Origin of the sequence: Phaeobacter sp. CECT 5382 (genome assembly GCF_001457775.1) — a bacterium.
In the GTDB taxonomy this organism is placed as follows: domain Bacteria; phylum Pseudomonadota; class Alphaproteobacteria; order Rhodobacterales; family Rhodobacteraceae; genus Pseudophaeobacter.
Window position 1 is genome coordinate 39,860 of sequence record NZ_CYSG01000020.1, and the last position, 25,541, is coordinate 65,400.

20 protein-coding genes and 1 pseudogene are annotated in these 25,541 nt (G+C 58.2%); 8 read left to right on the forward strand and 13 right to left on the reverse strand.

What is annotated here, in order from left to right; genetic code table 11:
* Positions 1 to 260 precede the first annotated feature (260 nt).
* The 3 genes from PH5382_RS16580 to PH5382_RS16590 all read left to right on the forward strand — a co-directional run bounded on the left by PH5382_RS16580 (position 261) and on the right by PH5382_RS16590 (position 6,282).
* Positions 261 to 1,526, forward strand: a complete 1,266-nt coding sequence (locus PH5382_RS16580) for an efflux RND transporter periplasmic adaptor subunit (protein WP_058335532.1) — start codon at positions 261 to 263, stop codon at positions 1,524 to 1,526.
* Positions 1,523 to 5,341 carry an efflux RND transporter permease subunit gene (locus PH5382_RS16585; RefSeq protein WP_058335512.1) on the forward strand — a complete coding sequence of 1,273 codons (3,819 nt, stop codon included), beginning with the start codon at positions 1,523 to 1,525 and terminating at the stop codon, positions 5,339 to 5,341. The genes PH5382_RS16580 and PH5382_RS16585 overlap by 4 nt, the downstream gene beginning before the upstream one ends.
* Before the next feature lie 233 nt (positions 5,342 to 5,574).
* A complete protein-coding gene (locus PH5382_RS16590; RefSeq protein WP_058335513.1) occupies positions 5,575 to 6,282 on the forward strand; it encodes an SDR family NAD(P)-dependent oxidoreductase in 708 nt (235 codons plus the stop codon).
* On the opposite strand, the gene PH5382_RS16595 is transcribed toward PH5382_RS16590, so the two are convergent.
* The 3 genes from PH5382_RS16595 to PH5382_RS16605 all read right to left on the reverse strand — a co-directional run bounded on the left by PH5382_RS16595 (position 6,279) and on the right by PH5382_RS16605 (position 11,078).
* On the reverse strand, positions 6,279 to 7,358 hold the full coding sequence (locus PH5382_RS16595; RefSeq protein WP_058335514.1) for an endonuclease/exonuclease/phosphatase family protein: 1,080 nt from the start codon (positions 7,356 to 7,358) through the stop codon (positions 6,279 to 6,281). The two genes, PH5382_RS16590 and PH5382_RS16595, sit on opposite strands and share 4 nt — an antisense overlap.
* Before the next feature lie 56 nt (positions 7,359 to 7,414).
* Positions 7,415 to 9,238 carry an ABCB family ABC transporter ATP-binding protein/permease gene (locus PH5382_RS16600; protein ID WP_058335515.1) on the reverse strand — a complete coding sequence of 608 codons (1,824 nt, stop codon included), beginning with the start codon at positions 9,236 to 9,238 and terminating at the stop codon, positions 7,415 to 7,417.
* Positions 9,239 to 9,365: 127 nt separating this feature from the next.
* Positions 9,366 to 11,078 (reverse strand): LysM peptidoglycan-binding domain-containing protein, encoded by a 1,713-nt coding sequence (locus PH5382_RS16605; protein ID WP_058335516.1) that lies wholly within the window; start codon positions 11,076 to 11,078, stop codon positions 9,366 to 9,368.
* A gap of 142 nt (positions 11,079 to 11,220) precedes the next feature.
* On the opposite strand from PH5382_RS16605, the pseudogene PH5382_RS16610 reads away from it, so the two are divergent.
* A pseudogene (locus PH5382_RS16610) lies at positions 11,221 to 11,745 on the forward strand (TIGR00730 family Rossman fold protein); the annotation flags it as partial.
* Between the two features lie 64 nt (positions 11,746 to 11,809).
* On the opposite strand, the gene rarD reads toward PH5382_RS16610, so the two are convergent.
* Positions 11,810 to 12,685, reverse strand: a complete 876-nt coding sequence (gene rarD / locus PH5382_RS16615; RefSeq protein WP_058335517.1) for an EamA family transporter RarD — start codon at positions 12,683 to 12,685, stop codon at positions 11,810 to 11,812.
* Positions 12,686 to 12,833: 148 nt separating this feature from the next.
* Positions 12,834 to 13,436: a superoxide dismutase gene (locus PH5382_RS16620; protein WP_058335518.1), complete on the reverse strand. Its 603-nt coding sequence runs from the start codon at positions 13,434 to 13,436 to the stop codon at positions 12,834 to 12,836.
* 135 nt (positions 13,437 to 13,571) lie between these two features.
* Here PH5382_RS16620 and PH5382_RS16625 point away from each other — a divergent pair, with 135 nt between their 5' ends.
* Positions 13,572 to 14,345: an FkbM family methyltransferase gene (locus PH5382_RS16625; protein WP_058335519.1), complete on the forward strand. Its 774-nt coding sequence runs from the start codon at positions 13,572 to 13,574 to the stop codon at positions 14,343 to 14,345.
* A gap of 175 nt (positions 14,346 to 14,520) precedes the next feature.
* Here PH5382_RS16625 and PH5382_RS16630 read toward each other — a convergent pair whose 3' ends face one another.
* The 5 genes from PH5382_RS16630 to PH5382_RS16650 form a co-directional block, all read right to left on the reverse strand.
* A complete protein-coding gene (locus tag PH5382_RS16630; RefSeq protein WP_058335520.1) occupies positions 14,521 to 14,958 on the reverse strand; it encodes a hypothetical protein in 438 nt (145 codons plus the stop codon).
* Between the two features lie 648 nt (positions 14,959 to 15,606).
* Positions 15,607 to 16,173 (reverse strand): sarcosine oxidase subunit gamma, encoded by a 567-nt coding sequence (locus PH5382_RS16635; RefSeq protein WP_058335521.1) that lies wholly within the window; start codon positions 16,171 to 16,173, stop codon positions 15,607 to 15,609.
* Complete coding sequence (locus PH5382_RS16640; protein WP_058335522.1) at positions 16,166 to 19,198, reverse strand: sarcosine oxidase subunit alpha family protein; 3,033 nt, start codon at positions 19,196 to 19,198, stop codon at positions 16,166 to 16,168. The genes PH5382_RS16635 and PH5382_RS16640 overlap by 8 nt, the downstream gene beginning before the upstream one ends.
* 46 nt (positions 19,199 to 19,244) lie before the next feature.
* Positions 19,245 to 19,586 carry a sarcosine oxidase subunit delta gene (locus PH5382_RS16645; protein WP_058335523.1) on the reverse strand — a complete coding sequence of 114 codons (342 nt, stop codon included), beginning with the start codon at positions 19,584 to 19,586 and terminating at the stop codon, positions 19,245 to 19,247.
* Positions 19,587 to 19,619: 33 nt separating this feature from the next.
* On the reverse strand, positions 19,620 to 20,864 hold the full coding sequence (locus PH5382_RS16650) for a sarcosine oxidase subunit beta family protein (RefSeq protein ID WP_058335524.1): 1,245 nt from the start codon (positions 20,862 to 20,864) through the stop codon (positions 19,620 to 19,622).
* A gap of 237 nt (positions 20,865 to 21,101) precedes the next feature.
* On the opposite strand from PH5382_RS16650, the gene ccmI reads away from it, so the two are divergent.
* Genes ccmI through PH5382_RS16665 form a run of 3 tightly spaced genes read left to right on the forward strand, consistent with a single transcriptional unit; the run spans position 21,102 to position 23,054 of the window.
* Positions 21,102 to 22,349 carry a c-type cytochrome biogenesis protein CcmI gene (gene ccmI, locus PH5382_RS16655; RefSeq protein ID WP_058335525.1) on the forward strand — a complete coding sequence of 416 codons (1,248 nt, stop codon included), beginning with the start codon at positions 21,102 to 21,104 and terminating at the stop codon, positions 22,347 to 22,349.
* On the forward strand, positions 22,346 to 22,819 hold the full coding sequence (gene ruvX / locus PH5382_RS16660) for a Holliday junction resolvase RuvX (RefSeq protein ID WP_058335526.1): 474 nt from the start codon (positions 22,346 to 22,348) through the stop codon (positions 22,817 to 22,819). The genes ccmI and ruvX overlap by 4 nt, the downstream gene beginning before the upstream one ends.
* On the forward strand, positions 22,812 to 23,054 hold the full coding sequence (locus PH5382_RS16665) for a DUF1289 domain-containing protein (protein ID WP_058335527.1): 243 nt from the start codon (positions 22,812 to 22,814) through the stop codon (positions 23,052 to 23,054). The genes ruvX and PH5382_RS16665 overlap by 8 nt, the downstream gene beginning before the upstream one ends.
* A 10-nt stretch (positions 23,055 to 23,064) precedes the next feature.
* On the opposite strand, the gene PH5382_RS16670 is transcribed toward PH5382_RS16665, so the two are convergent.
* From PH5382_RS16670 to PH5382_RS20190, 3 genes are all read right to left on the reverse strand, one after another.
* A complete protein-coding gene (locus PH5382_RS16670) occupies positions 23,065 to 23,910 on the reverse strand; it encodes a hypothetical protein (RefSeq protein ID WP_058335528.1) in 846 nt (281 codons plus the stop codon).
* A 126-nt stretch (positions 23,911 to 24,036) separates the two neighbouring features.
* Entirely contained in the window at positions 24,037 to 25,035 is a 999-nt protein-coding gene (gene dusA, locus PH5382_RS16675) for a tRNA dihydrouridine(20/20a) synthase DusA (RefSeq protein WP_156414947.1), read from the reverse strand.
* Between the two features lie 176 nt (positions 25,036 to 25,211).
* The coding region (locus tag PH5382_RS20190; protein WP_231751913.1) for a hypothetical protein at positions 25,212 to 25,541 on the reverse strand (330 nt) is incomplete at its 5' end.

Below are 25,541 nucleotides of genomic sequence, written 5' to 3' on the forward strand. Positions count from 1 at the left end.
GACAATAGATCGGTCAAAGTTCGAACGGTGTTCCTCTTTGGCCCCTCATATCCTGCCTAAAGCATCAAGCCAAGTGCCCCATTTCGAAGTGATTTGGCAGAAAGCACCTGAATTCCGCAAGAATTGTCATCTGAACTATTCCGTTTAGTATGGACAATATCTACATCGCGGATATCAATTCGCGTGGGATCTGGCGGGATTCCTGGTGCATCTGGTCGCCATACGACCACCAGACAGGAATCGCTATTGAAAGGCCCAAGATGAAATTGATCCCCTTGATTACCGCCATTGTTGTTTCCCTTGGCCTGTATTTCCTGGTCATCCAGCGCGAAACACTTTTCGCCTTTGCCCGCGGTGAAGACCCGGTCCAGCCGAGCGCGACTGAAGCCGAGAAGGAAAACGCTGATTCCGCAATGGCGGAGCCCGCAGATCAGGCAGAGCAGTTGGCCGAAAACCGTGTCGGTGTTGTCGCCTTGCACAGTCAGGCACAGGTCTTTGACAGTGCCGTCATTCTGCGTGGCATGACACAAGCTGTGCGTCAGGTCGATGTACGTTCCGAGACCTCTTCGATCGTGATTTCCGCACCTTTGCGCAAGGGGCAGCGGGTCAAGACTGGCGATGTCCTGTGCAAACTGGATCCCGGCACCCGCCCCGCAGCTCTGGTAGAAGCGCAGGCTCGGCTGACCGAAGCACGGGCAAAAATGCCCGAATCCGAGGCGCGCCTAGATGAGGCCCGCGCCAAACTGGGTGAGGCCAAGATCAATCTCACGGCGGCGCAGAAGCTTTCTGAAGGCGGCTATGCCTCGGAGACGCGCCTGGCTGCTTCCAAGGCAGATGAACGCTCGGCCGTTGCTGGCGTTGCCAGCGCCATGGGCGGGCTGGAAACATCGCGCGCGGGGATCGAAACCGCCATTGCCGCCGTTGGTGCTGCCCGCAAGGAGTTGTCCCGCCTGACCATACAGGCGCCGTTTGACGGATTGCTGGAGAGCGACACAGCCGAGCTCGGCAGCCTGGTCCTGCCAGGAGATCTCTGTGCCACGGTGATCCAGCTCGACACTATCAAAGTTGTCGGCTTTGTACCCGAAACCCAGGTTGATCGCATCGCAGTCGGCTCCATGGCCCGCGCCGAGCTGGCCACCGGTCGGCAAGTTCAGGGCAAGGTCACATTCGTCAGCCGGTCCGCCGATCAGGCCACCCGCACCTTCGAGGTGGAAATTTCCGTTGCAAACCCTGATCTCGCCATTCGTGACGGCCAGACTGCCGATATCGCCATCTCCGCCGAAGGGGCCAAGGCCCACAAGCTGCCGCAATCTGCACTGACACTGAACAATGAGGGCCAGCTAGGCGTGCGCGTGGTGCGCGAAGATCTGACCGCCGGGTTCAATGCGGTTGAGCTGCTGCGTGACGAGGCCGATGGCATCTGGGTCGGAGGCCTGCCCGAAACCGCAGATGTAATCGTGATCGGCCAGGATTTTGTTATTTCAGGTGTGGCTCTCGCACCCACCTATAAGGAGGCTGCGCAATGATCGGCGTCGTCTCCTGGGCGGCCAACCGTGCCCGAATGGTTGTCGCCTTTATCGTGATTTCGCTGCTGGTGGGCGGCTTTGCCTATTCCAGCCTGCCCAAGGAAGGCGAGCCGGACATTGAAATTCCGGCTCTGTTCATCTCGGTCCCCTTCCCCGGCATTTCCGCCGAAGACGCCGAAAGCCTGCTGGTCAAGGTGATGGAAACCGAGCTTGCCGATCTTGACGGGCTCGACAAGATGACCTCCACAGCGGCCGAAAACTATGGTGGCATCGCGCTGGAGTTCGATTTTGGCTGGGATAAGACCGCCATTATGGCCGATGTGCGCGACGCGATGACCCGCGCCGAGGCGGATTTTCCCGACGGTGCTGAAACCTATTCGCTGAACGAGATCAACTTCTCTGAATTTCCGATCGTTATCGTCAACCTCACAGGTGCTGTGCCAGAACGCACCATGGCGCGTATCGCCAAGGATCTGCAGGATGATCTTGAGGCCATCGACGCTGTGCTTGAGGCCGGCATTGCCGGCAATCGCGATGAGATGGTCGAAGTGGTCATCGACCCGTTGCGACTGGAATCCTACAATGTCACTGCGGTTGAGCTGATCAATGTGGTGCAAAACAACAACCAGCTGATTGCGGCAGGTGAGGTCGAAACCGACCAGGGCACCTTCTCGGTCAAGATCCCGTCGTCCTTTGATGACGTAAACGACATCTACGGGCTACCGATCAAGACCAACGGCGACCGTATTGTCACGCTGGGTGAGCTGGCCGAAATCAATTTCACCTTTGAAGATCGCGCCGGTACCGCGCGTTTTGATGGCGAAGACACCGTCGCCCTGCAGGTGGTCAAGCGCAAGGGCTACAACCTGATCGACACCGTGGATCAGGTGAAAGACGCACTGGCACAGGCCAAGGCGAAATGGCCACCGGAACTGCAAGCGGCCATTACCCTGGGCACCTCGAATGACCAGAGCCGGGTCGTGGGCTCCATGGTAAGCCAGCTCGAAGGCTCGGTTCTGACGGCAGTTGCTTTGGTGATGATCGTAGTTCTTGCCTCGCTCGGCAGTCGTGCAGCCCTGCTTGTCGGCTTTGCCATTCCGACATCTTTCCTGCTGTGTTTCGCCTTTCTCGCTCTGATGGGCGTTTCGATCTCCAACATCGTGATGTTTGGTCTGATCCTTGCTGTTGGCATGCTGGTCGATGGTGCCATCGTGGTTGTGGAATATGCTGACAAACGCATCAAGGAAGGCTCTGGCCCGATGCATGCCTATGTCGAGGCAGCACAGCGGATGTTCTGGCCAATTGTCTCGTCAACCGCGACCACGCTTTGCGCCTTTTTGCCGATGCTGTTCTGGCCCGGCGTTCCCGGCCAGTTCATGGGTATGTTGCCGGTCACATTGATCTTCGTCCTTTCCGCATCACTGGTGGTCGCGCTGATCTATCTACCGGTCATGGGGGGGCTTTCTGGCCGTATGAGTCGACTTTTCGAGGGTGCCTCTGGCTGGTTGCGCCGCGCCTTTCCCTGGTGGGTACGTGCCCTTCTGGTGCCACCTGCAATCTGGGGCATGTTCGCTGGTGCCATGCAGATGCTCAACCCCGGATACTTGCTGCCCGATGGGACCGCACCACTGGTCGGGCTGGCCTTTGGCGGGGTCGTCTTTATTGTCACCGCCTTTGCCGCCTCGATCACCCTTGGGGCTGCCAAGATCCTGCGCCGCGAACGCCGGGTTGAGGCAGGCTACCACCACACTGCCTTTGGTCATGTGATCAAATTCATTGCCGGCAACCCGATCATGCCGATCGTCACCCTGGCCGCTGTCGCCTTTGGCATCATGACCGTGTTCACCATGTTTAGCGAAAACAACTATGGTGTTGAGTTCTTTGTTGAATCAGAACCCGAACAGGCCACGGCCTATGTGCGGGCGCGCGGCAATACCAGCCTGACAGAACAGGATCTGATGGTACAGGAAGCCGAACAGGCCATCATGGCCCATCCGGCCGTGATTAACGTCTTCTCCTTTGCAGGTGAAGGCGGGCTTGATACCGGTGGACCCAGCAACAGCCAGTCTCCCAGCGACACCATCGGGCAGGTTCAGTTCGAAATCATCCCCTGGGAGGATCGCCCGACCCAGACAGAAAAATGGTTCTTTGATCTGCTGACCCGTGATGTCAGCGCCACTGAATTTGCCGGTAACACGGTGATTGACGAGCTCAACGCCGAGCTCAGCAAGATCCCCGGCTTTGTGGTGGAAATCAACGCGCTGGAACAGGGGCCCGGCTCGGGCAAACCGATGCATCTGCGCATTCGCGGCGACAGCTGGGACGCACTGACCAATTCGACCCTGGCCGCACGCGCAAAGTTTGATGCCACCCCTGGCCTGACCCTTGTCGAAGACAGCCTGCCCCTGCCCGGCATTGACTGGCAGATCGACGTCGACGTGGAAAAAGCCGGGCGCTATGGCGCAGATGTGGCCACGGTTGGTGCCATGGTGCAGCTGGTGACGCGCGGGATCCTGCTCGACACTATGCGGGTCGACAGTTCCGACGAGGAGATCGAGATCCGCGTGCGCCTACCCGACGAAGACCGGGTTCTGGCCACGCTCGACAATCTCAAAGTGCGTACCGCCGACGGGCTGGTGCCACTCTCCAACTTTATCGCCCGCAAGCCAGTGCCAAAACTGGCCCAGATCAGCCGCATCAATCAGGAGCGGTTCTATGACGTCAAAGCAGATGTGGAACCCGGCCTGAGCAAGGTGTTGGTTGCAGATCCGGAAGGCGGCGAAGACCAGACGCTCGCGCTGCTCAAGCTGGTCCCCGAAGAGACAACGCCTGCAGGGCAGATCTTCACCGCCGACAACGGCCTGCACTACACGCTCTTTGAGCTGGTGATGGATGACAGTGCTGCTGACGGTTCAGAGACCTTGCAGAGGGCGCTGGATGACGGCGCCAAGATCATGCCAGTGAATGCAAATGAGCGTATCGCCGAGATCACCAAATGGCTCGACACTGGCCCACTGGACCGGGCCGTCGCCTGGGAATGGACCGGTGATCAGGAAGAACAGGCAGAATCCGGTGCGTTCTTGTCCAAAGCCTTTGCTGGGGCTTTGGCGCTGATGTTCGTGATCCTGCTGGCGCAGTTCAACTCTTTCTACAATGCGGTTCTGGTATTGCTGGCAGTGGTTCTGTCCACAACAGGCGTGCTGATTGGCATGATGGTGATGCAGCAGCCGTTTTCGATCATCATGACTGGCACAGGCATTGTGGCGCTGGCGGGGATTGTGGTGAACAACAATATTGTTCTCATCGATACCTATCAGGAATTCAGCCTGCAGATGCCCCGGATCGAGGCGATTATCCGCACCGCCGAGGCCCGCATTCGCCCGGTGCTGCTGACCACCGTCACAACCATGGCCGGTCTGGCGCCGATGATGTTTGGCATCAGTCTCGACTTTATTGATGGCGGCTATTCGATCGACAGCCCCACCGCGCTGTGGTGGAAGCAGCTGGCCACCGCCGTTGTCTTTGGCCTTGGTATCGCTACCGTGCTGACGCTAGTGGTGACGCCCTCGCTGCTGTCGATCCGGGTCTGGCTGTCGACCTATATGAGCTGGATGGGACGACTTTTGGCCCGCGTCAGTGGGGGACGTTCCAGCCGCATCGCCCAGGACATGCGGCTGGCCAAAAAGGCTCGAAAGCTGCCCACCAGCGAAATCCTTTGGGATGATCTGGACAGCAGCACAGCTCCGACAAAGCCAGTCGATGAAACAGGGTCGAAGAAAGCCTCGGGCGGCCCCTCACTTCAGGCGGCGGAATAGCCCCAGGTCACATCAGAAGATCTTTTGACACCTCCGGTTTTTCCGGGGGTGTTTTTTCTTTTATACCGGCGACAGCAAGTATACCGGCGATTGCAAGCCTTCTTGAGCTATCCCTTACCAAGGCTTGATGCTTTCGCGGATGTCATACCCTGGGCCATCGTGGTAGACAGGCTCACAGCTAGGCTCACAGCCAGGCTCACAGACAGGCAGGCACCAACAAAAAGGGCATTGCAATGAACCTCAAAGACAAAGTGGTTGTTGTCACTGGCGGCAGCGATGGCATTGGCAAGCATATCTGCCTCAAACTTGCGGCCGAGGGCTGCCGGCTGGCCATTCTAGGGCGCAACGAGGCCCGGCTTGCATCGGTCTGCAATCAGGCGCGGGCGCTTGGCGCACCAGAGGTGCGCAGCTATGCAATGGACCTGATGGAGCCAGAAACGCTTGCCGCAACCACCCAGCGGATCCTAGAGGATTTTGACCGGGTGGATATCCTGATCAACAATGCCGGCATCTGGCACAAAGCAGGTCCGCTGGACAGCATTCCTGCGCAGGTCCTGATCGAGACGGTCCAGACCAATCTCACCGGATTGATGCAACTGACGCAAGCCCTGCTGCCGGCCCTGCGCAAAACCGGGGCCGCCGCCATTCTGAACGTGGTGTCAAAATCCGGGGTCGTGGCACAGCCGGGACAATCAGTCTACACGGCCACCAAATACGGGGTGCGCGGCTTTAGTGATGTGTTGAAGCAGGACGAGGCCGAAACCGGCGTGCGGATCGCTGCCCTCTATCAGAGTGGCACCAACACCGGCATGTTCGCCAAGGCTGGCGAAGAGGTCCCAAATCATATCTTCACCGAGCCCGAAGATCTGGCAGAAGTGGTGGTCTTTATGCTGTCGCGCCCAGCAAAACTTTGGATGCACGAGGTCCAGGTCGAACTCTAGCCGCGTAGTGCGGTCTCATCAGCATCGACATCGATGATTTTCTGCTGTGCAAACTCGGCTTCGCTTTGACTTGCAACCGGCTCCGGATGGAGCCGTTTTGCGCTAGGAGTATGTTGCAAAACGACCTGAATCGGGAAGTGGTCCGATCCGATTTTGGGCAGCCGAGCAAGCGAGACAACGGTGAAGTCACCGGAACAAAACACATGGTCCAAGGGCCAGCGAAACAGGGGAAAGCCAGCGTGAAACGTGCTGAACATACCGCGCCCGACACGCGGATCCAGCAGGCCGCTCATCTTTTGAAACAGACGGGTTGATATCGACCAAGCCACGTCGTTCAAATCCCCCATCACAACGACTGATTGCGCCTGATGATCCAATGTCTTGGCCACGACCATCAATTCACCATCGCGTTCGGCAGAGGTCGCATTTTCAGTGGGGCTTGGCGGCGCCGGGTGCAGGCAATGCAGTTTTACCCGTTGGCCCGAGGCCAGAACAACCTCTGCATGGATCGATGGCACGCCTTCTTCAACCAGAAAAAGAATCTCGGCATCCAGCAGTTCAAGACGGGAATAAAGGTGCATGCCATAAAGATTATCCAATGGCTGACGCACCACGTAGGGATATCCCTCGGAGATCGCATCCAACTGGTCTTGCCACCAGTTGTCGGTCTCGAGCACTAAAACCAGATCCGGTTTCAAATCATGGATCAGATCCAACAGCGGCTGCGCCGTTCTGTTGGTCATCAAAACATTTGCAACAAGCAGGTTCAACTGGTCTTTCGGGCGCGACTGGCGCGCTGACTGGATTTGTTTTGGAAAGACAGGCGTATATCGAATGATACGCGCCAGTTGGATGATCGCACAGATCAGAAGAACCCCGATCAATGCCAGATCCCCGCCCGCCTGCCAGCCATAGATCAAAGGGTATGCTACGAGTGCAGCACAGGTTACAGCAGTAATCTGCACCGCTGGAAACTCAAAAGCGCGCACCCACCAGGCTTCATGGCGGAGCAATGGCAAGAGCGTGAACAAAGGCACCACGCAGCAAAGCGGAAAAACGATCAAGTCCAAAATCAATCTGTCTCCCCTCTGCACGCCAGGAGCTTAACAACGGCGGCCTTTGAAACTATGGGTCAGGCCACGGCCTGATCATCCGCCTGTTGGCGCTGCCACAGATGGGCATAGCGGCCTTCGCGCGCCAGCAAGTCTTCGTGGCTGCCCTGTTCCACCACCTCGCCCTGTTCCAGCACCACGATCAGATCTGCCTCGGCAACGGTAGACAAGCGATGCGCGATCGTCAGCACTGTACGGCCCTCGCTGGCGCGTTCCAGCGCATCTTTGATCTCTTGCTCGGTGTCGGTATCCAGGGCAGATGTGGCCTCGTCCAGCAACAGGATTGGCGGATTCTTCAGCAGGGTACGCGCAATGCCCACCCGCTGTTTCTCACCGCCGGACAGCTTCAGCCCGCGTTCCCCGACCTGGGTGTCATAGCCTTCGGGCAGGCCACTGATGAAATCATGGATCTGGGCATCGCGTGCAGCCTGTTCTACTTCATCCTGGGTGGCCCCGGCGCGACCATAGGCAATGTTGTAACGGATGGTGTCGTTGAACAGAACGGTATCCTGCGGCACCACACCAATGGCGGCATGCAGGCTTTTCTGTGTAACATCGCGCACATCCTGCCCGTCGATTGTCAGGCGCCCGCTGGTCACATCATAAAATCGAAACAGCAGTCGTCCGATGGTGGATTTGCCCGACCCGGTAGAGCCGACAATGGCCAAAGTCTGGCCCGCCCCGGCTGTGATCGAAACGCCTTTCAGGATTTCGCGTTCCTTGTCATAGCCAAAGCGCAGATCTTCCAGCCGAATTTCGCCGCCTGAGACCTTGAGCGGTTTGGCATCTGCCCGGTCTGTCACATCGGCGGGCTGCTCTAGCAGATCAAACATCTCGCCCATATCGACCAGGCTCTGGCGGATTTCGCGGTACACCGTCCCTAGGAAGTTCAGCGGCACGGTGATCTGGATCATATAGGCGTTGACCATGACAAAATCGCCAACCGTCAGCGCACCATTTTGCACGCCAATCGCCGCCATCACCATGACAGCAATCAGACCGCCGGTAATGAAAACGCTTTGACCAAAGTTCAAAAAGGCCAGCGAATAAGCAGTCTTGAGTGCCGCCTGCGCATAGGCGCGCATCGCACCGTCATAGCGCGCGGCCTCACGTGCCTCGGCGCCAAAATACTTCACCGTTTCAAAGTTGAGCAGGCTATCGATGGCCTTTTGATTGGCGTCAGTATCTTGCTTGTTCATCTCACGGCGCAGTTTCACCCGCCATTCGGTCACAGCAAACGTGAACCAGACATAAAGCGTGATGGTGCTCACCACGACCACCAGATACCAGGCATCAAAGAGCACCGTCAGGATAATCGCGACCAGGGTAAGCTCCAGCACCAGCGGGCCGATGGAAAACAGCATGAAGCGCAGCAGGAACTCGACGCCCTTGACGCCACGTTCGATGATCCGCGACAGCCCGCCTGTCTTACGCGTGATGTGATAGCGCATCGACAGGTTGTGAATATGGGTGAAGGTCTCCAGTGCCAGCTGACGCAGCGCACGCTGGCCGACCGGGGCAAAGATCGCATCGCGCAGCTGCTGAAACCCGGTGGTCAGGATCCGCGCCATGCCATAGGCCACTGTCAGACCCACTGCCCCCAGTGCCAGCGGTGGCACCCCCTCGGCTGCGAGCGCATCAACCGCTCCTTTGTAGAGCATCGGCGTATAGACCGCGATCAGCTTGGCCAGAACCAAAACCGCAATCGCAAGAACCACCCGTTGTTTGACCCAAAGCTGATCTTTCGGCCAAAGATACGGCCCCATGCGGCGCAACGTGCGCAGGCCAGACCGGCGTTCATCACTGGCAATGCTTCGATCTGTCGAAATCCGGTCTCGGGTCATGATTAACGCCTTCCTGCCTCAGACACTTCGAAATAGGCTTTGGCGGCGTTCACCACCAGAGCCGAAAGCGAAAAACGCGCCGATAAGAGCGCGTTTTCGGCGGATCAACCGCTTGTTCTGTCTCCGACTACTCGGGAATGGCAAAAACCTGACCGGGATAGATCAGATCAGGGTCACGAATTGCTGCCTGATTGGCTTCAAATACCCGCACATACAGGAATCCACTGCCGTAGCGCTGCTGTGAAATCGCCCAAAGCGTATCCCCTTCCTGTACCGTCACCGCCCGCACCAGAGGCGCTGCTGCATCGGGTGCCGTATCACTGTTGGCCGGTGGCAACAGAACCTCAGGTGCTTCGCGCTTGAACGGGGTTTCCAGACGGCTGAGGACCTTGCCATTGGTGTCCAGCTCATCCAGCCGCAGACGGTAGACACCCGGATCGACTGCCTCAAGCTGCCCGCCCCAACTGCCGTTCTGCGCCACCACAAAGCTGGTCACAACCGCATTATCCAAATAGACGCGGACCCGCGCGTTGGCGCGCGCACGCCCGGCTAGCTGCACCTCGCCCCTGTCAGAGTAGCCGATGGTATCCAGCACCACCTTGCCCTGTGGTGCCTGCGCTGCCGGTTGTACCAATGTCACCCCCTGCGCATCGGCGCGCAGAACTGCAACCTGAGTCGGAGCCGGTTCCGGGGCCGGGTCTGTCTCGGCACTGACGATGGTGCCTGCCGCCGCAGCCGGTTTGGTTTCAGGTTCCACCACCCGGGTCTCGTCTTCCGCTCCCTGAGCAGGAGAGCTCGGGGTGACAACCGGGGCAGAAGGCTCGCCACCTTGAGCGACCTGATCTGCTACAGACACCGCAGCAATGACTTCAGAACTATTGGGAGCATTCGCTGTCCCTTCAGCGACGCCAGTCTGTCCCTGCGAAGTTTCGCCAGCTTCGCGTGATCCCGTCGTGGTCTCTGTAGCGTCTTGTTCACCTGACTCTACTGGGGCCGTAGTATTATTTGCAGTCACACCACTTGTCGTCGCACCTGCTGCTTCGGAAACTGCAACCGCAGGCTCCTCCTTTGGTGCTGCGGTTTCGGCCTGCGCCAGAAGAGTCGGCGCGCTGGGGACAGGTGCTGCAGGTGCAAGAATGAAGCTGGTCTCCGACAGGGTGGTCTGATCGCCCTGCTCTGCGCGCAGCGAAATCACCCGCGCCTGATCACTGGGCGCGATCAAGGCAAAGGCAACAAATTCTCCGCCCTGCGACACATCGATCCGTTCCAGAACCCTGCCATCCAACAGGACCGCAACACGTGCGCCGGCAGTGGCGCGTCCCGCAATCACAGTATCGCCAGCCGGGTCAACCCGAACCAGATCAAGCTGAGGCGCCGCGAGGACCCCAGCTACAGGATCAGCTACCGGTTCAATCTGTTGATCATTTTCGGAGGCAGTTTGTGACGGGGTGACAGTTGCCAGAGCGCCATCATCACCAACTGTGTCACCCACTGTCTCTGCGAGTTCGGAACCGGTTTGTGCCCCTTCAGACTCGAGCTCGTTCTGATCCGCGGGTTGAACTGGTGCTTGGTCTGCAGCCTCCGCTTGCTCGGCAGAAGAGGCGACTTGCGACGTTTCTTCCGGATCGGGTTGCTGAGAGCTGCCTTGCATAACCGAAGGCACTTCGGCGGAGGGGGTGATGACCAGCTCCGTCTGAGGATCCGATGTGGACAGACGATAGGTCTCTGTGTCGAAAACCCCCAGCCAGACCAGCACCGCTCCCCCGACACCAACGACAGTTGCACCAATCCCTCCGAGTGCCAGAGCCTTCAGCCCGCCACGTCCTGTCGTCCCAGTCATTTTGTCCCTTCCCTAGAGCAGGCTCTTTGCGAGCCTTCCGCACGGGTTCGTGTCCCGCGTGGTTGAGCCAACCTAGCAACCGCGTTAACAAGGGTCAAAACACGAGTTATGTCCCCTTGAAAACAAAGTGAAAGGTTGCCCGATGAGCATAAAATCCGTCTGTGTCTATTGCGGATCCCGGTCCGGGGCAATGCCTGCCTACGAAAGCGCCGCAACGGCCCTTGGTCAGGGACTGGCCGCACGCGGGCTGCGCCTGGTCTATGGCGCTGGTGATGTTGGTCTGATGGGCAGTGTCGCGCGTGCCGCCCAGGCCGCCGGAGGCGAGACTTTTGGCGTGATCCCAGAGCATCTGGTGAAGCGCGAGGTCGGCAAATCAGACCTCACCACCTATGTGGTCACCGAAACCATGCACGAACGCAAAAAGGTCATGCTGTATAACGCGGATGCCGTGGTGGTTCTGCCCGGCGGCCCCGGATCACTGGACGAGCTGTTCGAGGCCCTGACCTGGCGACAACTGGGCCTGCACGATAAACCCATTCTGGTGCTGAACATTGCAGGCTATTGGGACAAACTGCGCGATCTGGTGGAGCACATGCTAGATCAGGGCTTTGCCGATGCATCACTTGGCGACTTTCTGACCTGGGTAGACACTCCGGAGCAGGCGCTGGAGATCCTGACCGGGACGGGACCCTGCCCCGGCAGGCTCCGTCAACCGGTGCTAAGGACAACCTCTAGACGCGGGCGCTCTGCCGTTGCTTTTGCAAAGCCCCCGCCGAGAAAATGATCACGGCGACCCAGATCAAAGCAAAGGCGAGGCTGTGCCAAATGGTAAACACTTCGCCAAAAACTAACGCAGCAACAAAGGCTTGCAGAGTTGGGTTGATGTATTGCAACACCCCAACCGTACCCAGAGCAACCCGCCGCGCCGCATAACTGAACAGGATCAGCGGCGCCCCTGTCAAAGGCCCTGAGAGCATAAGCAGTCCTGCCTCAGACCAGCCCAGCTGAAAGCCTCCGCCACCGGTGCCGAGAATGACCAAAAGAGCCAGTGGCAGGATCAGCAGAACTTCGGCAGTCACAGAAACCACGGGCCCAAGATCCAGACGTTTCTTGACCACACCATAGGTGCCAAAACTGAAGCCCAGGATCAGCGAGATCCAGGGCGCAACCCCAAGACCAATTGTCAGGATCACCACCGCGAGGACCGCAAGCGCAATGGCCAGGCTTTGCGCTCGACTAAGGTGTTCGCCAAAGACAAAGCGCCCCAGCATCACGCTGAGCAGTGGAAAGATATAGTAGCCGAGCGAGGCCTCAGTGGCGCGCCCGATCTGCACGGATGTGATGAAGGTAAACCAGTTCAGCGAAATCATCGCCGTCGCCAGCAGCAGGATTTTCACATTGCCACTATCAGACAGCGCCGCCCCCAGAACTTGGATCCGCCCCTGTATCAACAAAACCGCCGCAAAGAACAGGCAGGACCACAGAACCCGGTGCGACAACACCTGTTCTGGCGGGATATGCGACAGAAGCTTGTAAAACAGCCCTGACAGCCCCCAGACCGTACAGGCGATGATCATGGCACAGACGCCTTTTGCTGCCTCAGTCATTTCCGCTGCCCCTATGCCCGGTCTCTGCAAATGTCTTTGCCGTCTTTTCTTTGAAGGGGGTACTCATTGCGCACAACGCCCCTCTCAAATCAATGACGCCCGACCAAAAGGCCGGGCGTCACATCATCTATCTTCACTGCGTCGAAACTTAGCCGAGGCGCGAAGCAACGTTTTCCCAGTTCACCAGGTTGTCGAGGAAGTTCGACAGGTAGGCAGGTCGCTTGTTGCGGAAATCGATGTAGTAGGAGTGCTCCCAAACATCACAACCCAGCAGGGCTGTCTGGTTGAAGCACAGTGGGTTCACACCGTTTTCGGTCTTGGTCACGGCGAGCGAACCATCAGCGTTTTTCACAAGCCAGGCCCAGCCGGAGCCGAACTGACCCGCGCCAGCGGCCGAAAACTGCGATTTAAATTCGTCAACCGAGCCAAAGCTTTCAACCAGAGCTTTTTCCAGATCACCGGGCATGGCCGAACCACCAGGGCCCATCATTTCCCAGAACTGGTTGTGGTTCCACAGCTGCGAGATGTTGTTGAAGATACCGTTCTGCGCCACGGAGGATGCGTCATAGGTGCCAACAATGATCTCTTCCAGCGACTTGCTGTCCCATTCGGTACCAGCAATCAGCTTGTTGCCGTTGTCGACATAGGCTTTGTGGTGCAGATCGTGGTGGTATTCCAGGGTTTCTGCCGACATGCCCTTGGCGGCCAGCGCGTCATGTGCATAAGGAAGATCGGGAAGTTCAAAAGCCATAGTGGACCCCTGTCAAAAAATGTTGCGTTCCTGAGCAGATACATGCGGCGCAGCGGGGGGGCAGGTCAAGGGCCAAGACGATAAAACAGCGCGCAAGATGAGCAGGATCTATGTGCGAAAATGGGGGAAAGCCGGATGATTGCAAAGACCTGGACAGCGGCGCGCAAGATGTTTTACCGCGCCCGCGGCTACTACGCCGGCAGCCTGAACGGCCTTCCCTTTCGCTTGGATCCGTATCATTCAAAATTCTGGCGCAAGGCTGCGGCGGGCAGCTGGGAGCCTGAAACCTTTGCCGTGCTGGATGCTCATCTGGACAAGGATCACGACTATCTGGATATCGGCGCCTGGATTGGACCTACGGTCCTTTATGGTGCCGCAAAGGCTCGCCGGGTGTATTGCTTTGAGCCTGATCCCGTTGCCTTTCGCCATCTGGCCTGGAACCTCGAATTGAACCAGATCCAGAATGTTTCGGCCTTTTCGGTCGCTCTCAGCCAGCAAGTTGGCCTCGCCCGGATGGCGTCTTTTGGTGGCGAGGCCGGCGATAGCATGACAAGCCTGCTGAATGACGGCGACCACGGCTCTGACGTGGTTACTCTGGGATGGGAGGATTTTGCCAAATCGGCCGATCTCGGCCAGGTGTCGCTGGTCAAAATGGATATCGAGGGTGCCGAATTCGACGTCCTGCCACAGCTTATCCCCTGGCTGAAAGAACAGCGCCCAGCACTATACCTGTCCACCCACGCACCTTTTCTCGATTCTGAGACCCGTCAAGAGAGGATGAAAACCCTGGCCGAGCTATTGTCGTTCTACGGAACCTGTCTAGAGGACAATGGCCGCGCTTCGGGTTTTGAAACCCTTACACAAGAGCGCGCCCTAACTCAGTTTCCAACCTTTTTGTTCACCGCGTGAAGACAGAGCTAGCCTGAGACGGTACCGGAGACAGTGCAGCTCCCTTTGCCGCTCATGTCATTATCATAGCCGCGCGGCAGTACCCCCAAGGTGAGCCAAGTCATCACCGAAGACAGGTTCAAGTTCCTATAGTATTCATGTCGATCTCACTCACGCTGACCCGCAGAGCACGATTTCAAAAATCTCGTTGAGACAATTTCTCGGCCTCTCTGATCATGCTGCACCGTCCGACTCCGCGTGGCGATAGCGTCCCCATTTCCAGGCGCGAAAGAACCAGCACCGAGACCTTCAAGTTCTGCAAATTCAGGATGACCTGAAAGCGCTCCCCCGCCATGCCGGGCATTTTTTCAAGAACGGCGGGCCGAACGGTCCAGTCCAACAAATAAGAATTCTCGCTTCGTTTCTCGAGCTCTACCGGCACGGCGACCCCCTCGGAGCCATCCCAGACACGGGCGGATTTACGACCGTCAAAAAGCTCCATCGCGACCTGAGATGGTACCAGCGATGATTTCGATAAAGGTACAATCCGGCACAGGTAGGTTTCAGAGGCTTCCGCTGTAGTCCAGGCCATAAAGGTTGCAAGAAAAACAAACCATTTTGCAATTTCAACCATAAAACCCTCAGCACTCACGCAGAACAACTGGAACGGATAAATCAACCTATCGCGTTACACTCCATGCAAAAAAGCAAAATACAAGTAACTAAAAACACCTACTCAAAGCTGAATATCATGACGCCTACTCGCGTCAAAGAGAAATTTGGGAAAAGGCCGAATATACTTTCGAAGGCTCAAATTATTGCTGATCTCACGGACTGCAAACTGCATACCTTGAGGCAATAGCGCCTTGAAATAACATAAAACTTGAAACAAGCAACCGCCCCGCGCAGTCATGTTGCAAACCTTATCGCTGACACTGCTCTGATGTCGCAACGCCTGTCAAGCACTGGATCAAGTCGCCCGCCGGTGCAGTTCGCAAGGGGAAACAGGCACAAAGTCCCCTTGAGAAGAGTATCAGACAATCTTTGCACTGCTGGGGAGATATCAGCTGCCAGAGGAGACTGCTGCCCCGGCATGTGACACCGAAAACGGCAGGAAAGAAGGGCTGATGTGACCAAAAAGATTTCCGGCGCCTCTGACATTGGCGGTCCACCGTGTAATTGAAAAAACCAAATGAAGACAACGGAAAAGACCCTCCGCTTTTGACGGAGGGTCTTTAAGTTTAATCTCTGAATACAGGTTCGAGACCCGGATCACAGGCCGTCAGTAAACGCCAACTGCAGATTGCGGATGCGCAGCCGTTGACAGCAGCCCAAACATATAGGCGCCTACCGAACGGAAGCAGACCACCCGGAAACTGCCGTCATCCTGAAGCCAGAAAGCGGCTGCGACCTGCGCTGTGCGGCTGCGGCGAAAGTCGCCTGCCACAAAGGCTTCAGGCGACAGATCCACCGGACTGATTTTGGCCAGTACCTCGCGTGCGCCATCGCCTGTGATCTGAAAGAAGGAGCGGGCGTCCGACACATTGGCCGCCAGTGCATGTTCGCCTTTCAGGGCCTTAGTCAGCTCAGCAGTCTTGGCCACCGCCTGCTCATAGGGAACCAGCAGCAACAGCTCATCCGGTGACATCCAGGCAGCCGCGCCGCCCTCAACCACCAAGATCGTGCCCTGCGCGGGAACCTCAGTGCCGGTGGCAGCCTTGACGGCTGCTGCCAGAGGCTTGGAAGAAAGATCGCCACGTAGGGTGATCATGCCCTGAAGGCCAACATCTGCGACAGTGGCAATGCCCGAAAACTGAGCGCCATTGGTTGCGGTGACAGGATTAGACATTCTGCTTCTCCCCTTCCTTGTCGTAGAAGACCGGATCGACGATCTTTGCTGTGTAGGTCTTGCCATCAGTTCCGGGGAACTCGATCACCTCGCCCATGCGTTTGGGACCATGTTTGACCAGCCCCATGGCAATGCCGCGATCCAGCGTTGCCGAATAGTAGGTCGAAGTCACCCGGCCAATCATGTTCTTTTGGCCATTGGCATTGATACCATTGCCAAGCGCATAGGCCCCATCCGGCAGGACCGATCCATCAGTGGTCTCCAGACCAACCAGCTGCCAGCGATCCGGGTCAGCCATATGCGAGCGTTGCTGCGCACGCTTGCCCAGATAGTCTTCCTTTTTCTTCGACAGCGCCCAGTTCAGCCCCAGATCCTGCGGGATCACGGTGCCATCGGTTTCGTCGCCGATCATGATGAAGCCCTTTTCGGCGCGCAAAATGTGCAGGGTCTCGGTGCCATAAGGCATGACATTAAATTCGCGGCCTGCCTCCATCAGCGCGTCCCAGAAGGCCTGCCCTTCCGAGGCCGCAACGGCGATCTCGTAAGACAGCTCACCCGAGAAGGAGATCCGGAATGCACGTGCGTCAAAGCCGCCGATCTGGCCTTCACGCCACTCCATGAAGGGCAGCGCTTCCTTGCTGAGATCCATGCCGCCACCGGCCTGTGCGTTGAGCTTTTCCAGCACCTTGCGGGCCTTGGGGCCAACAACGGCGATCTGGGCGTATTGCTCGGTCACATTGGCGACGTAGACTTTCCAGTCCCACCACTCAGTCTGCAGCCATTCTTCCATGTGACCATGGATGCTTTCGGCACCGCCAGTGGTAGTGTGGCACAGCCAGGTGTCTTCGTCGATGCGGGCAACAACGCCATCATCAGACAAAAAGCCGTTCTCGGAACACATCAGACCATAGCGGCATTTGCCGATCTTCAGCGTCGACATCATGTTGGTATACATCATGTCGAGGAACTTGCCTGCGTCTGGCCCTTTGACGATCAACTTGCCAAGAGTGGACGCATCCAGGAGGCCAAGATTCTCGCGGGTGTTCTTCACCTCGCGGTTCACCGCGTCATGACGGCTCTCGCCGCTGCGGGTATAGGCAAAGGGACGGCGCCACTGGCCAACCGGTTCCCAATCCGCACCATTGGCATCGTTCCAGTCATAGATCGGCGTCTTGCGCACCGGCTGGAAGATCTCGCCACGGGCCTCGCCACCGATCGCACCCATGGAAATCGGGTGATACGGCGGACGGAAGGTGGTGGTGCCGACCTGCGGGATTTCTGCCCCAAGACTGTCAGCAAGAATGGCCAGCCCATTGATATTGCTCAGCTTACCCTGATCAGTTGCCATGCCCAGCGTGGTGTAACGCTTGGTGTGCTCCACGCTTTCATAGCCTTCACGAGCGGCCAGTTGCACGTCAGAGACTTTGACGTCATTTTGATAGTCGAGCCAAGTTTTCATCCGCAGCTTGATATCTGCTTTGGCAGGCATCAGCCAAACCGGCTGCATCAGGGTCTCGTCCTCGGCCACACCTTTGGATGCAGCGACAGATTTCGCTGGGAAACCCGCAGCCTCGGCCGCTTGAGCACCAGCAGCAGCTGCGTCTTCCAGCGCCGCGCCAAGACCCAGGTTGCCATTGGCAGAACCGGCTGCGACCACAAAGCCTGCGCCATTATCGCCAAGCGGCGGACGGGTGGGATCGGGACGGAAGAAGGCGTGATCCTTGTCCCAGGTGAGTTTACCCCCACAGTGGGACCACAGGTGAACCACGGGCGACCAGCCACCGGACATGGCCACGGCATCCGCCTCGACCTCTTCCTGGGCGCCGCCTTCGCCATTCTGCGCGCAGATGGCGACCTTGGTGACACGCGGGCCATCCTTGACCTTTGCAATGGCGCGGCCCAGCTCAACCCGGATACCTTTATCGCGCACCATTTCCATCAGCGCACCGCCGCCGGTGTCGCGCGCGTCAACCACGCGGACCACCTCGACGCCTGCGTCATGCAGGGTCAGGGCGGTGCGATAGGCATCGTCGTTGTTGGTGGCAACTACGACCTTTTGGCCGGGAGTCACGCCCCAGTTGACCACATAGTCGCGCATCGAAGCCGCCAGCATCACGCCAGGCACGTCATTGCCAGCAAAAGACAGCGGACGCTCGATCGCACCAGTGGCGGTGATGATCTGTTTGGCACGGATCCGCCACAGGCGGTGGCGTGGACCACCCTGCCCCGGCGCGTGATCGGTCAGACGCTCATAGCCCAGTGCATAGCCGTGGTCATAGACGCCAGAGCCCATGCAGCGGTCGCGCAGAGTGACATTGTCCATTGCGCGCAGCTCTGTCAGGGTCTTTTCGACCCAAACCTCCGGCGTATCGCCGTCGATTGTGCCACCATCCACAGGGGCACGACCGCCCCAATGGTTGTTTTGCTCCAGCACCAGAACTTTGGCTCCGCTTGCAGCCGCCGCCTTGGCGGCCTGCAAACCGGCAACACCACCACCGATCACAACCACATCCGCAAAGAAATAGAAATGTTCGTAGGTGTCGGCGTCTTTCAGCTCCGAGTCAGGTGCCGCGCCGAGACCGGCGGATTTGCGGATGATCGGCTCGTAGACGTGCTTCCACAGCGGGCGCGGATGGATGAACATCTTATAATAGAATCCAGCCGTCAGGAACCGCGACAGCTTGTTGTTGATGGCCAGCACGTCGAACTCGAGGCTTGGCCAGTGGTTCTGTGACGCCGCAGTCAGGCCCGAAAACAGCTCGGTGGTGGTGGCACGCTGGTTGGGCTCATAGCGGTCGCCAGTGCCCAGCTGCATCAGCGCATTGGGCTCTTCAGAGCCGGAGGCCACAACACCGCGCGGGCGGTGGTATTTGAACGACCGGCCCATCATCATCTGGTCATTGGCCAGCAGCGCCGAGGCGAGACTGTCGCCCCCGTAGCCCTGCATCCGTTTGCCGTTGAAGGTGAACTCGATCTGTTTGGACCGGTCAATCAGCCGGCCCTGTTTGGCGAGACGCGTGCTCATGTGGTCTGACCTTTCAAAGTAAAGCCATGTGTTTCAGCAGGGCGGATCATTCGGAGGCATCCGAGAATTCACGCCAGCTCCAGCCGGGACGTTTTGCGGTGATCTTGTCCTTGATCTCCTGCGGCGGCTCATAGGTCTGCGCCGCATAGGTGCCAAAGACCTCCAGCGTGGTGGTACAGCGGGCGGCATGGAACCACTTGCCGCAGCCATTGGCATGACGCCAGCGTTCAAAATGCACGCCCTTTGGGTTTTCGCGCATAAACAGGTAGTCGTGGAAATCATTGTCGTCCGAGCCAGGGCCAAAGCGCTTCAGATGCGCTTCGCCGCCCGCAGCCAGTTCAGTTTCTTCGGCTTTGACGCCGCAATAGGGGCATTCAAGGATCAGCATTGTGCTTACTCCGTCCTTATGAATTCTGCGGCACTAGTGCGCCACGCCAGCGGCGACGCTCTCGTCGATGAACTTGCCTTCTTTGAAGCGGTTCATGGTGAACTCTTCGGTCAGCGGCGAATGACCCGTGGCCATCAGTTCAGCCATGGCCCAACCGGATCCGGGGATCGATTTGAAACCGCCGGTGCCCCAACCACAGTTGATAAAGCAGTTGCCAACGGGCGTTTTCGAGATCAACGGCGACCGGTCACCGGTCACGTCCACAATGCCGCCCCACTGGCGCAGCATCTTGAGGCGACTGACCATCGGGAAGGTTTCGACCAGAGCGCGCACGGTTTCCTCGATATGATGGAACGACCCACGCTGGGTATAGTTGTTGGCTGCATCGGTGCCGCCGCCAATCACCATCTCACCCTTATCGGACTGAGACATGTATCCATGCACCGTATTGGCCATGACGACCACATCCATGCAGGGTTTGATCGGTTCAGAGACCAGCGCCTGAAGGGCGACGCTCTCCATTGGCAGACGGAAGCCAGCCATATCGGCCAAATGCGAAGCATTGCCCGCAACCAACATGCCCATCTTGTCGCAATCGATCGGACCTTTGGAGGTTTCAACACCTGCAACACGGCCATTTTCAACACGTACGCCAGTGACCTCGCATTGCTGGATGATGTCCATCCCCATGTCGGAACAGGCGCGCGCATAGCCCCAAGCAACGGCGTCATGACGCGCGGTACCAGCGCGTTCCTGCCACAGGGCGCCCAGAACGGGGTAGCGCGGCCCATGCAGATTGATGATCGGCACCAGTTCTTTGACGCGGGCAGGCTCGATCCATTCGGTCTGCACACCTTGCAAGGCATTGGCATGGGCGGTGCGTTTGTAGCCGCGGATCTCATGCTCGGTCTGCGCCAGCATCATGACGCCGCGCGGGCTGAACATGACGTTGTAGTTCAGGTCCTGCGACATGGTTTCATACAGACTGCGGGCCTTTTCATAGATCGCAGCCGAGGGATCCTGCAGATAGTTTGACCGGATGATGGTGGTGTTACGACCGGTGTTACCACCGCCCAACCAGCCCTTTTCGATAATCGCGACATTCGTAATGCCAAAGTTCTTGCCAAGATAATAGGCTGTGGCCAGACCGTGGCCACCAGCCCCTACGATGACAACATCGTAATGGCGTTTCGGTTCCGGCGAGCGCCAGGCGCGCTCCCATCCGGTATGATAGCGCAGGGCTTCCCGCGCGACAGCAAAGGCTGAATAGCGTTTCATTGGCGAATCCGATGGTTCGTGACTAACAACTGGTATGCCCCAGAGGCCCGGTTTCCCTACGCCGTTTATCGTCGCATTTTTGCACTGTTGCGACACGCGCACGTCACGGGGCGCAGGCCAGCCCGTGCAAGCCTGCATCGGTCAGGACCGCGCACCCGGGCAGTTAGCTCTTTTTTCCTGCCGCGCCCGCCTATAGATGAGAGGAAACCACCAACAAGCGCAATTCGCGGAGTGACTATGGTATTCTGGATCCTGATTTCCTTTGTGGCCCTTGCGGTCACCGGCCTGCTTTCACTGGCGCTGATGCGGGCGCATGAGGTTGGCGAGCCGCCTGCAGCCTATGATCTGCGTGTCTATCGCCAGCAGTTGCGTGACGTGGACAAGGATCTCGCCCGCGGCGTGATCAATGCATCAGACGCCGACCGGGTCCGGGCCGAAGTTTCCCGCCGTATTCTGGCAGCTGACTCCCTGCTTCAGCAACAGCAAAGCGGTGACAGTCAGCCCGCAGGCCTGAGTCGCGCTATGATCCTGATCTCAGCCGTCGCATTGATCGGGGGCACCCTTGGGCTTTATAGCTGGCTGGGCGCACCCGGCTATGACGACATGGGGCTGGAACTGCGCATTGCCGCCGCCAAAGACTATGCCAAAACCCGCCCCAGCCAGTCAGAGGCCGAAGCCCGCCTTCCGGCGACGCCAAAACCACAGGCCGAAGCCGAGTATCTTGATCTGGTCGCGCAGCTGCGCAAAACAGCCAATGCCCGCAGCAATGACGCACAGGGACAGGCCCTGCTGTCGCAGCACGAGGCAAATCTAGGCAATTTCAAAGCCGCCTATGAGGCCAAGCGCAACTACATTCAGATCATGACCGGCGACCTCGAAGCGCAGGACTATGGCGAGCTGGCCGAGCTGATGATCATGGCCAGCGGCGGCTATGTCTCTCCCGAGGCCGAAGAACTGCTGGACCGTACCCTGACGCTGGATCCGCGCAATGGTCCCGCCCGCTATTATTGGGGTCTGATGCAGGGACAGCTGAACCGACCCGATATTGCGTTTCGCATCTGGTCAGAAACCCTGCGCATGGGCCCTAAAGGTGCGCCCTGGATCAACGGGATTGAAGCCCAAATCGAAGAAATGGCTTTCCGCGCCGGGGTCGAATACCGTCTCATCGATGTTCCGGGTGCAACACCTGACGGCGGCCCTGCCCTAGCTGGGCCAAGCGCCGACGACGTTTCTGCTGCGCAAGACATGACAACCGAAGACCGCCAGGAGATGATCAAAGGCATGGTCGCGCGTCTGTCTGACCGACTGGCCACCGAAGGTGGCAGCGCCAAGGAATGGGCGCAGCTCATTGGAGCACTTGCCGTTCTGGGCGATCGTACACGCGCTGCTGCAATCTATGACGAGGCCAAGACACGCTTTGGCGCTGATGCAGCCTCTCTCAGCCTGATCGAGGCCGCCGCAAATCAAGCAGGCCTCGACCAATGATTTTTGATAACTTCGAAGAATACGCCGCTGCGGTTCCTGGGTTTTCCCCTCTCGCCGGGCTGGATTTTGGAGAGAAAACCATTGGTATTGCCATTTCCGACCGGCTGGGCACCGTTGCCACGCCGCTGGAAACCATCCGACGCAAGAAATTCACCCTGGATGCCGAACGCCTGTTTGAAATCACCAAGGCGCGTGAGGTTGGCGGACTGCTGCTTGGCCTGCCCCGCAATATGGATGGCTCTGAGGGCCCGCGCTGTCAGAAAACTCGCGCCTTTGCGCGCAATCTGGCGCGTCTCACCGAGCTGCCCATCGGGTTTTGGGACGAACGCTTGAGCACCGTTGCTGCCGAACGCGCGCTATTAGAGGCAGATACGTCACGAAAACGTCGCGCCGAGGTTATCGATCATGTGGCTGCTTCCTATATTCTGCAGGGAGCATTGGATCGAATGAGGCACCTGAAGAATGGCTAAAACAGACAGCACCAAGGTCTGGCAACGCGACGAGATACAGTCGCCCTGCATCAATATCTGCGTCGTCCATCCCGATGCGCGCATCTGCACCGGCTGTTATCGCTCTATCGATGAGATCACCAGCTGGTCAAAGATGTCCAACGAAGACCGCGCCGAGGTCATGGCTGATCTGCCAGCCCGCGCAGGCAATCTGACCAAACGGCGTGGCGGTCGGGCCGCGCGCCTGAAACGCTAGCACGCAGTTTTCACGGCAGGGTGATCCAGTCCGACACCCCGCCCACCTGTTCGGGCCGGAAATAGGCAATGACGCGCCCTTCGTTCTGCGCGCCAACATCTGTCGACCCTGACACCTCCTCTGATCCCTGCCATGATACCTGCCATGGGGCCACCCCATGCAGACAAAGCCGGTGCATCAGATAGGCCTCTCCGGGCTGGGCATGTACTGTGACACGCCTGCAGGTCTCAAACACCTCCGCCCGGGCAGTCTTGTAGGCCTCGGTCACATCCACCAGATGCCAATCCTGCGGGGCAACACTGCCAAAGGCCGCCGCGAATCCGCGTCGCATCACCTCGTGACTGCCCTCCCAGACCACTAGCGGTGCCGCCTCTGGGTCTTGGGCATTCAGCGGCAGACCCAGAACCCAGGCATGGCGTTCTTCTATGCGACGGTTGCGCGAGGCGCCAAACATCTTGACCCCGTCCACATGGGCTGCATCCCGCTTGCTTCGATAGCGAAAGGCTGCGTCATTTTCACCGGCGCGTGGGCGCGGATAACCTGGAAACACGATAGAAACCTGTGCGCGGTGCAGGTCGGAAACTGGCCCCATATGGCGGGTGATGAAGTCCACAGGGTCGCCGCACAACGCCGCGCCGGTCGGCAATCTTCCCGCTGTGTCATTGTCTAGGGCGTCGACACCAATGAACCAGGTTCCCTCGCAATCCAGCCATTCGGCATTTGCCGGATCGCGCAAACTGGCACGGGCCAGTGGCCGCGCTTCGCGCGCCCACTGCGCAATGCCTGCATCATGGCCAAACCGCGTCCAGCCCTGCGTCAGGAAATCTCGCCACTGCTTGTCTGACTCTTGTTGCATGCCGTGCTGTTGCCTCTGCATCCTGCGTGCCTTTGGCAAATCGACCATCGGCTCTTGTCTACAAGATTCTAGATCACCAACGGCAAGCCCCCGCTTTCGATTGCGACAAGATTGAGCGGCTCCGCGTCACGCGGCCGCGCTCGCCTCGATCACCGGCGCAAGCGCCTGCACTACAAGCTCTGGCCCCGCGCCAGGACGATTGGCCCCTTCCGACAGCATTCGCCGCCAGGCCCGCGCGCCAGGACGGCCCGCAAAAAGCCCCAGCATATGTCGGCTGATCTGATGCAGACGTGCGCCATTGGCAAGCTCGGCCTCGATATAGGGCAGCATTTCATGCACAACGGATACCGGGTCGCGCAACTGGCCACTGCCAAAGATGCGCATATCCGCCGTCGAAAGGATATCAGCTGGCTGATGATAGGCCGCGCGCCCGATCATCACCCCGTCCAGACCGCGGTCCAGATGCTCCACCGCTTGATCAAGGCTATCGACGCCGCCATTCAGCGAGATATGCATATCCGAAAATGCGGCCTTCATCTCATGGACCAGCTCATAGTCCAGCGGAGGAATGTCACGGTTTTCCTTTGGAGATAGCCCCTTGAGCCAAGCCTTACGCGCATGGATCGTCACCCGCTGGCAGCCTGCTGCACGGATCTTCTCCAGAAAAACCGGCAAGATTTCACGAGGTTCCTGCTCATCTACCCCGATCCGACATTTCACCGTTATCTCCACTGACACCTTTGACCGCATCTGTGCAATGCAATCGGCAACCAAGTCCGGGCTCTGCATCAGAACGGCCCCAAAAGCCCCGGATTGCACCCTATCACTGGGGCAGCCGCAATTGAGATTGATCTCATCATAGCCGGCCTCGGCACCTAACTGCGCGGCCTGTGCCAGCTCCTGTGGATCAGAGCCCCCCAGCTGCAAGGCCAGCGGATGCTCCTGTTGACTATGTTTCAAAAGATGCAAAGCCCCCCCCCGAACGAGGGCTGGAGATGTCACCATTTCAGTATAGAGCAAGGCCTCGTGGCTAAGAAGCCTGTGCAGGTAGCGACAATGGCGATCAGTCCAGTCCATCATGGGTGCCACGCTTAAACGCGCTGCTTTTTGTGCGTTATTTTTCAAAGCGTTAACTCCACATAACTCTAAACACTGTGTAGCACGATTTCCCTGGGTTTCGCCGTATTTTCGGAGGTTTCCGGGGGTTTTCGATTCGAGCGTGCTACCGTGTAGCACATCTGCGCAGCGTAGACAGCGGCCTGAGAACACGCGGTACCGGTGCCGTTCTCCCCCATTCCCAATCATCCAGAAGTCACTCGGAATTCGGCTATCAAACCTCGATTATTTTTTTCCCGGGTTCGAACCGACTTCCCAATCATCGAAATAAGGATGGGATGAATACCATGACCAAAATCAACACCAGCACTCAGAATGTTCTCGCGGCGATCACAGCACAGAACGCGCGAAAGGCTTCTGCCAGCGCAAGGCCAGCAGCAATTCACAATGTCACCAAGTAGCAGACGGATGTTGGCTTTCACAAGTATTGGCGCGACCATATTAGGCTTGCGATGTCGAACGGCTTTGTTGCACAAATCGGGTGAGGGATTCATTTCGTGAATCCAGCATGGTAG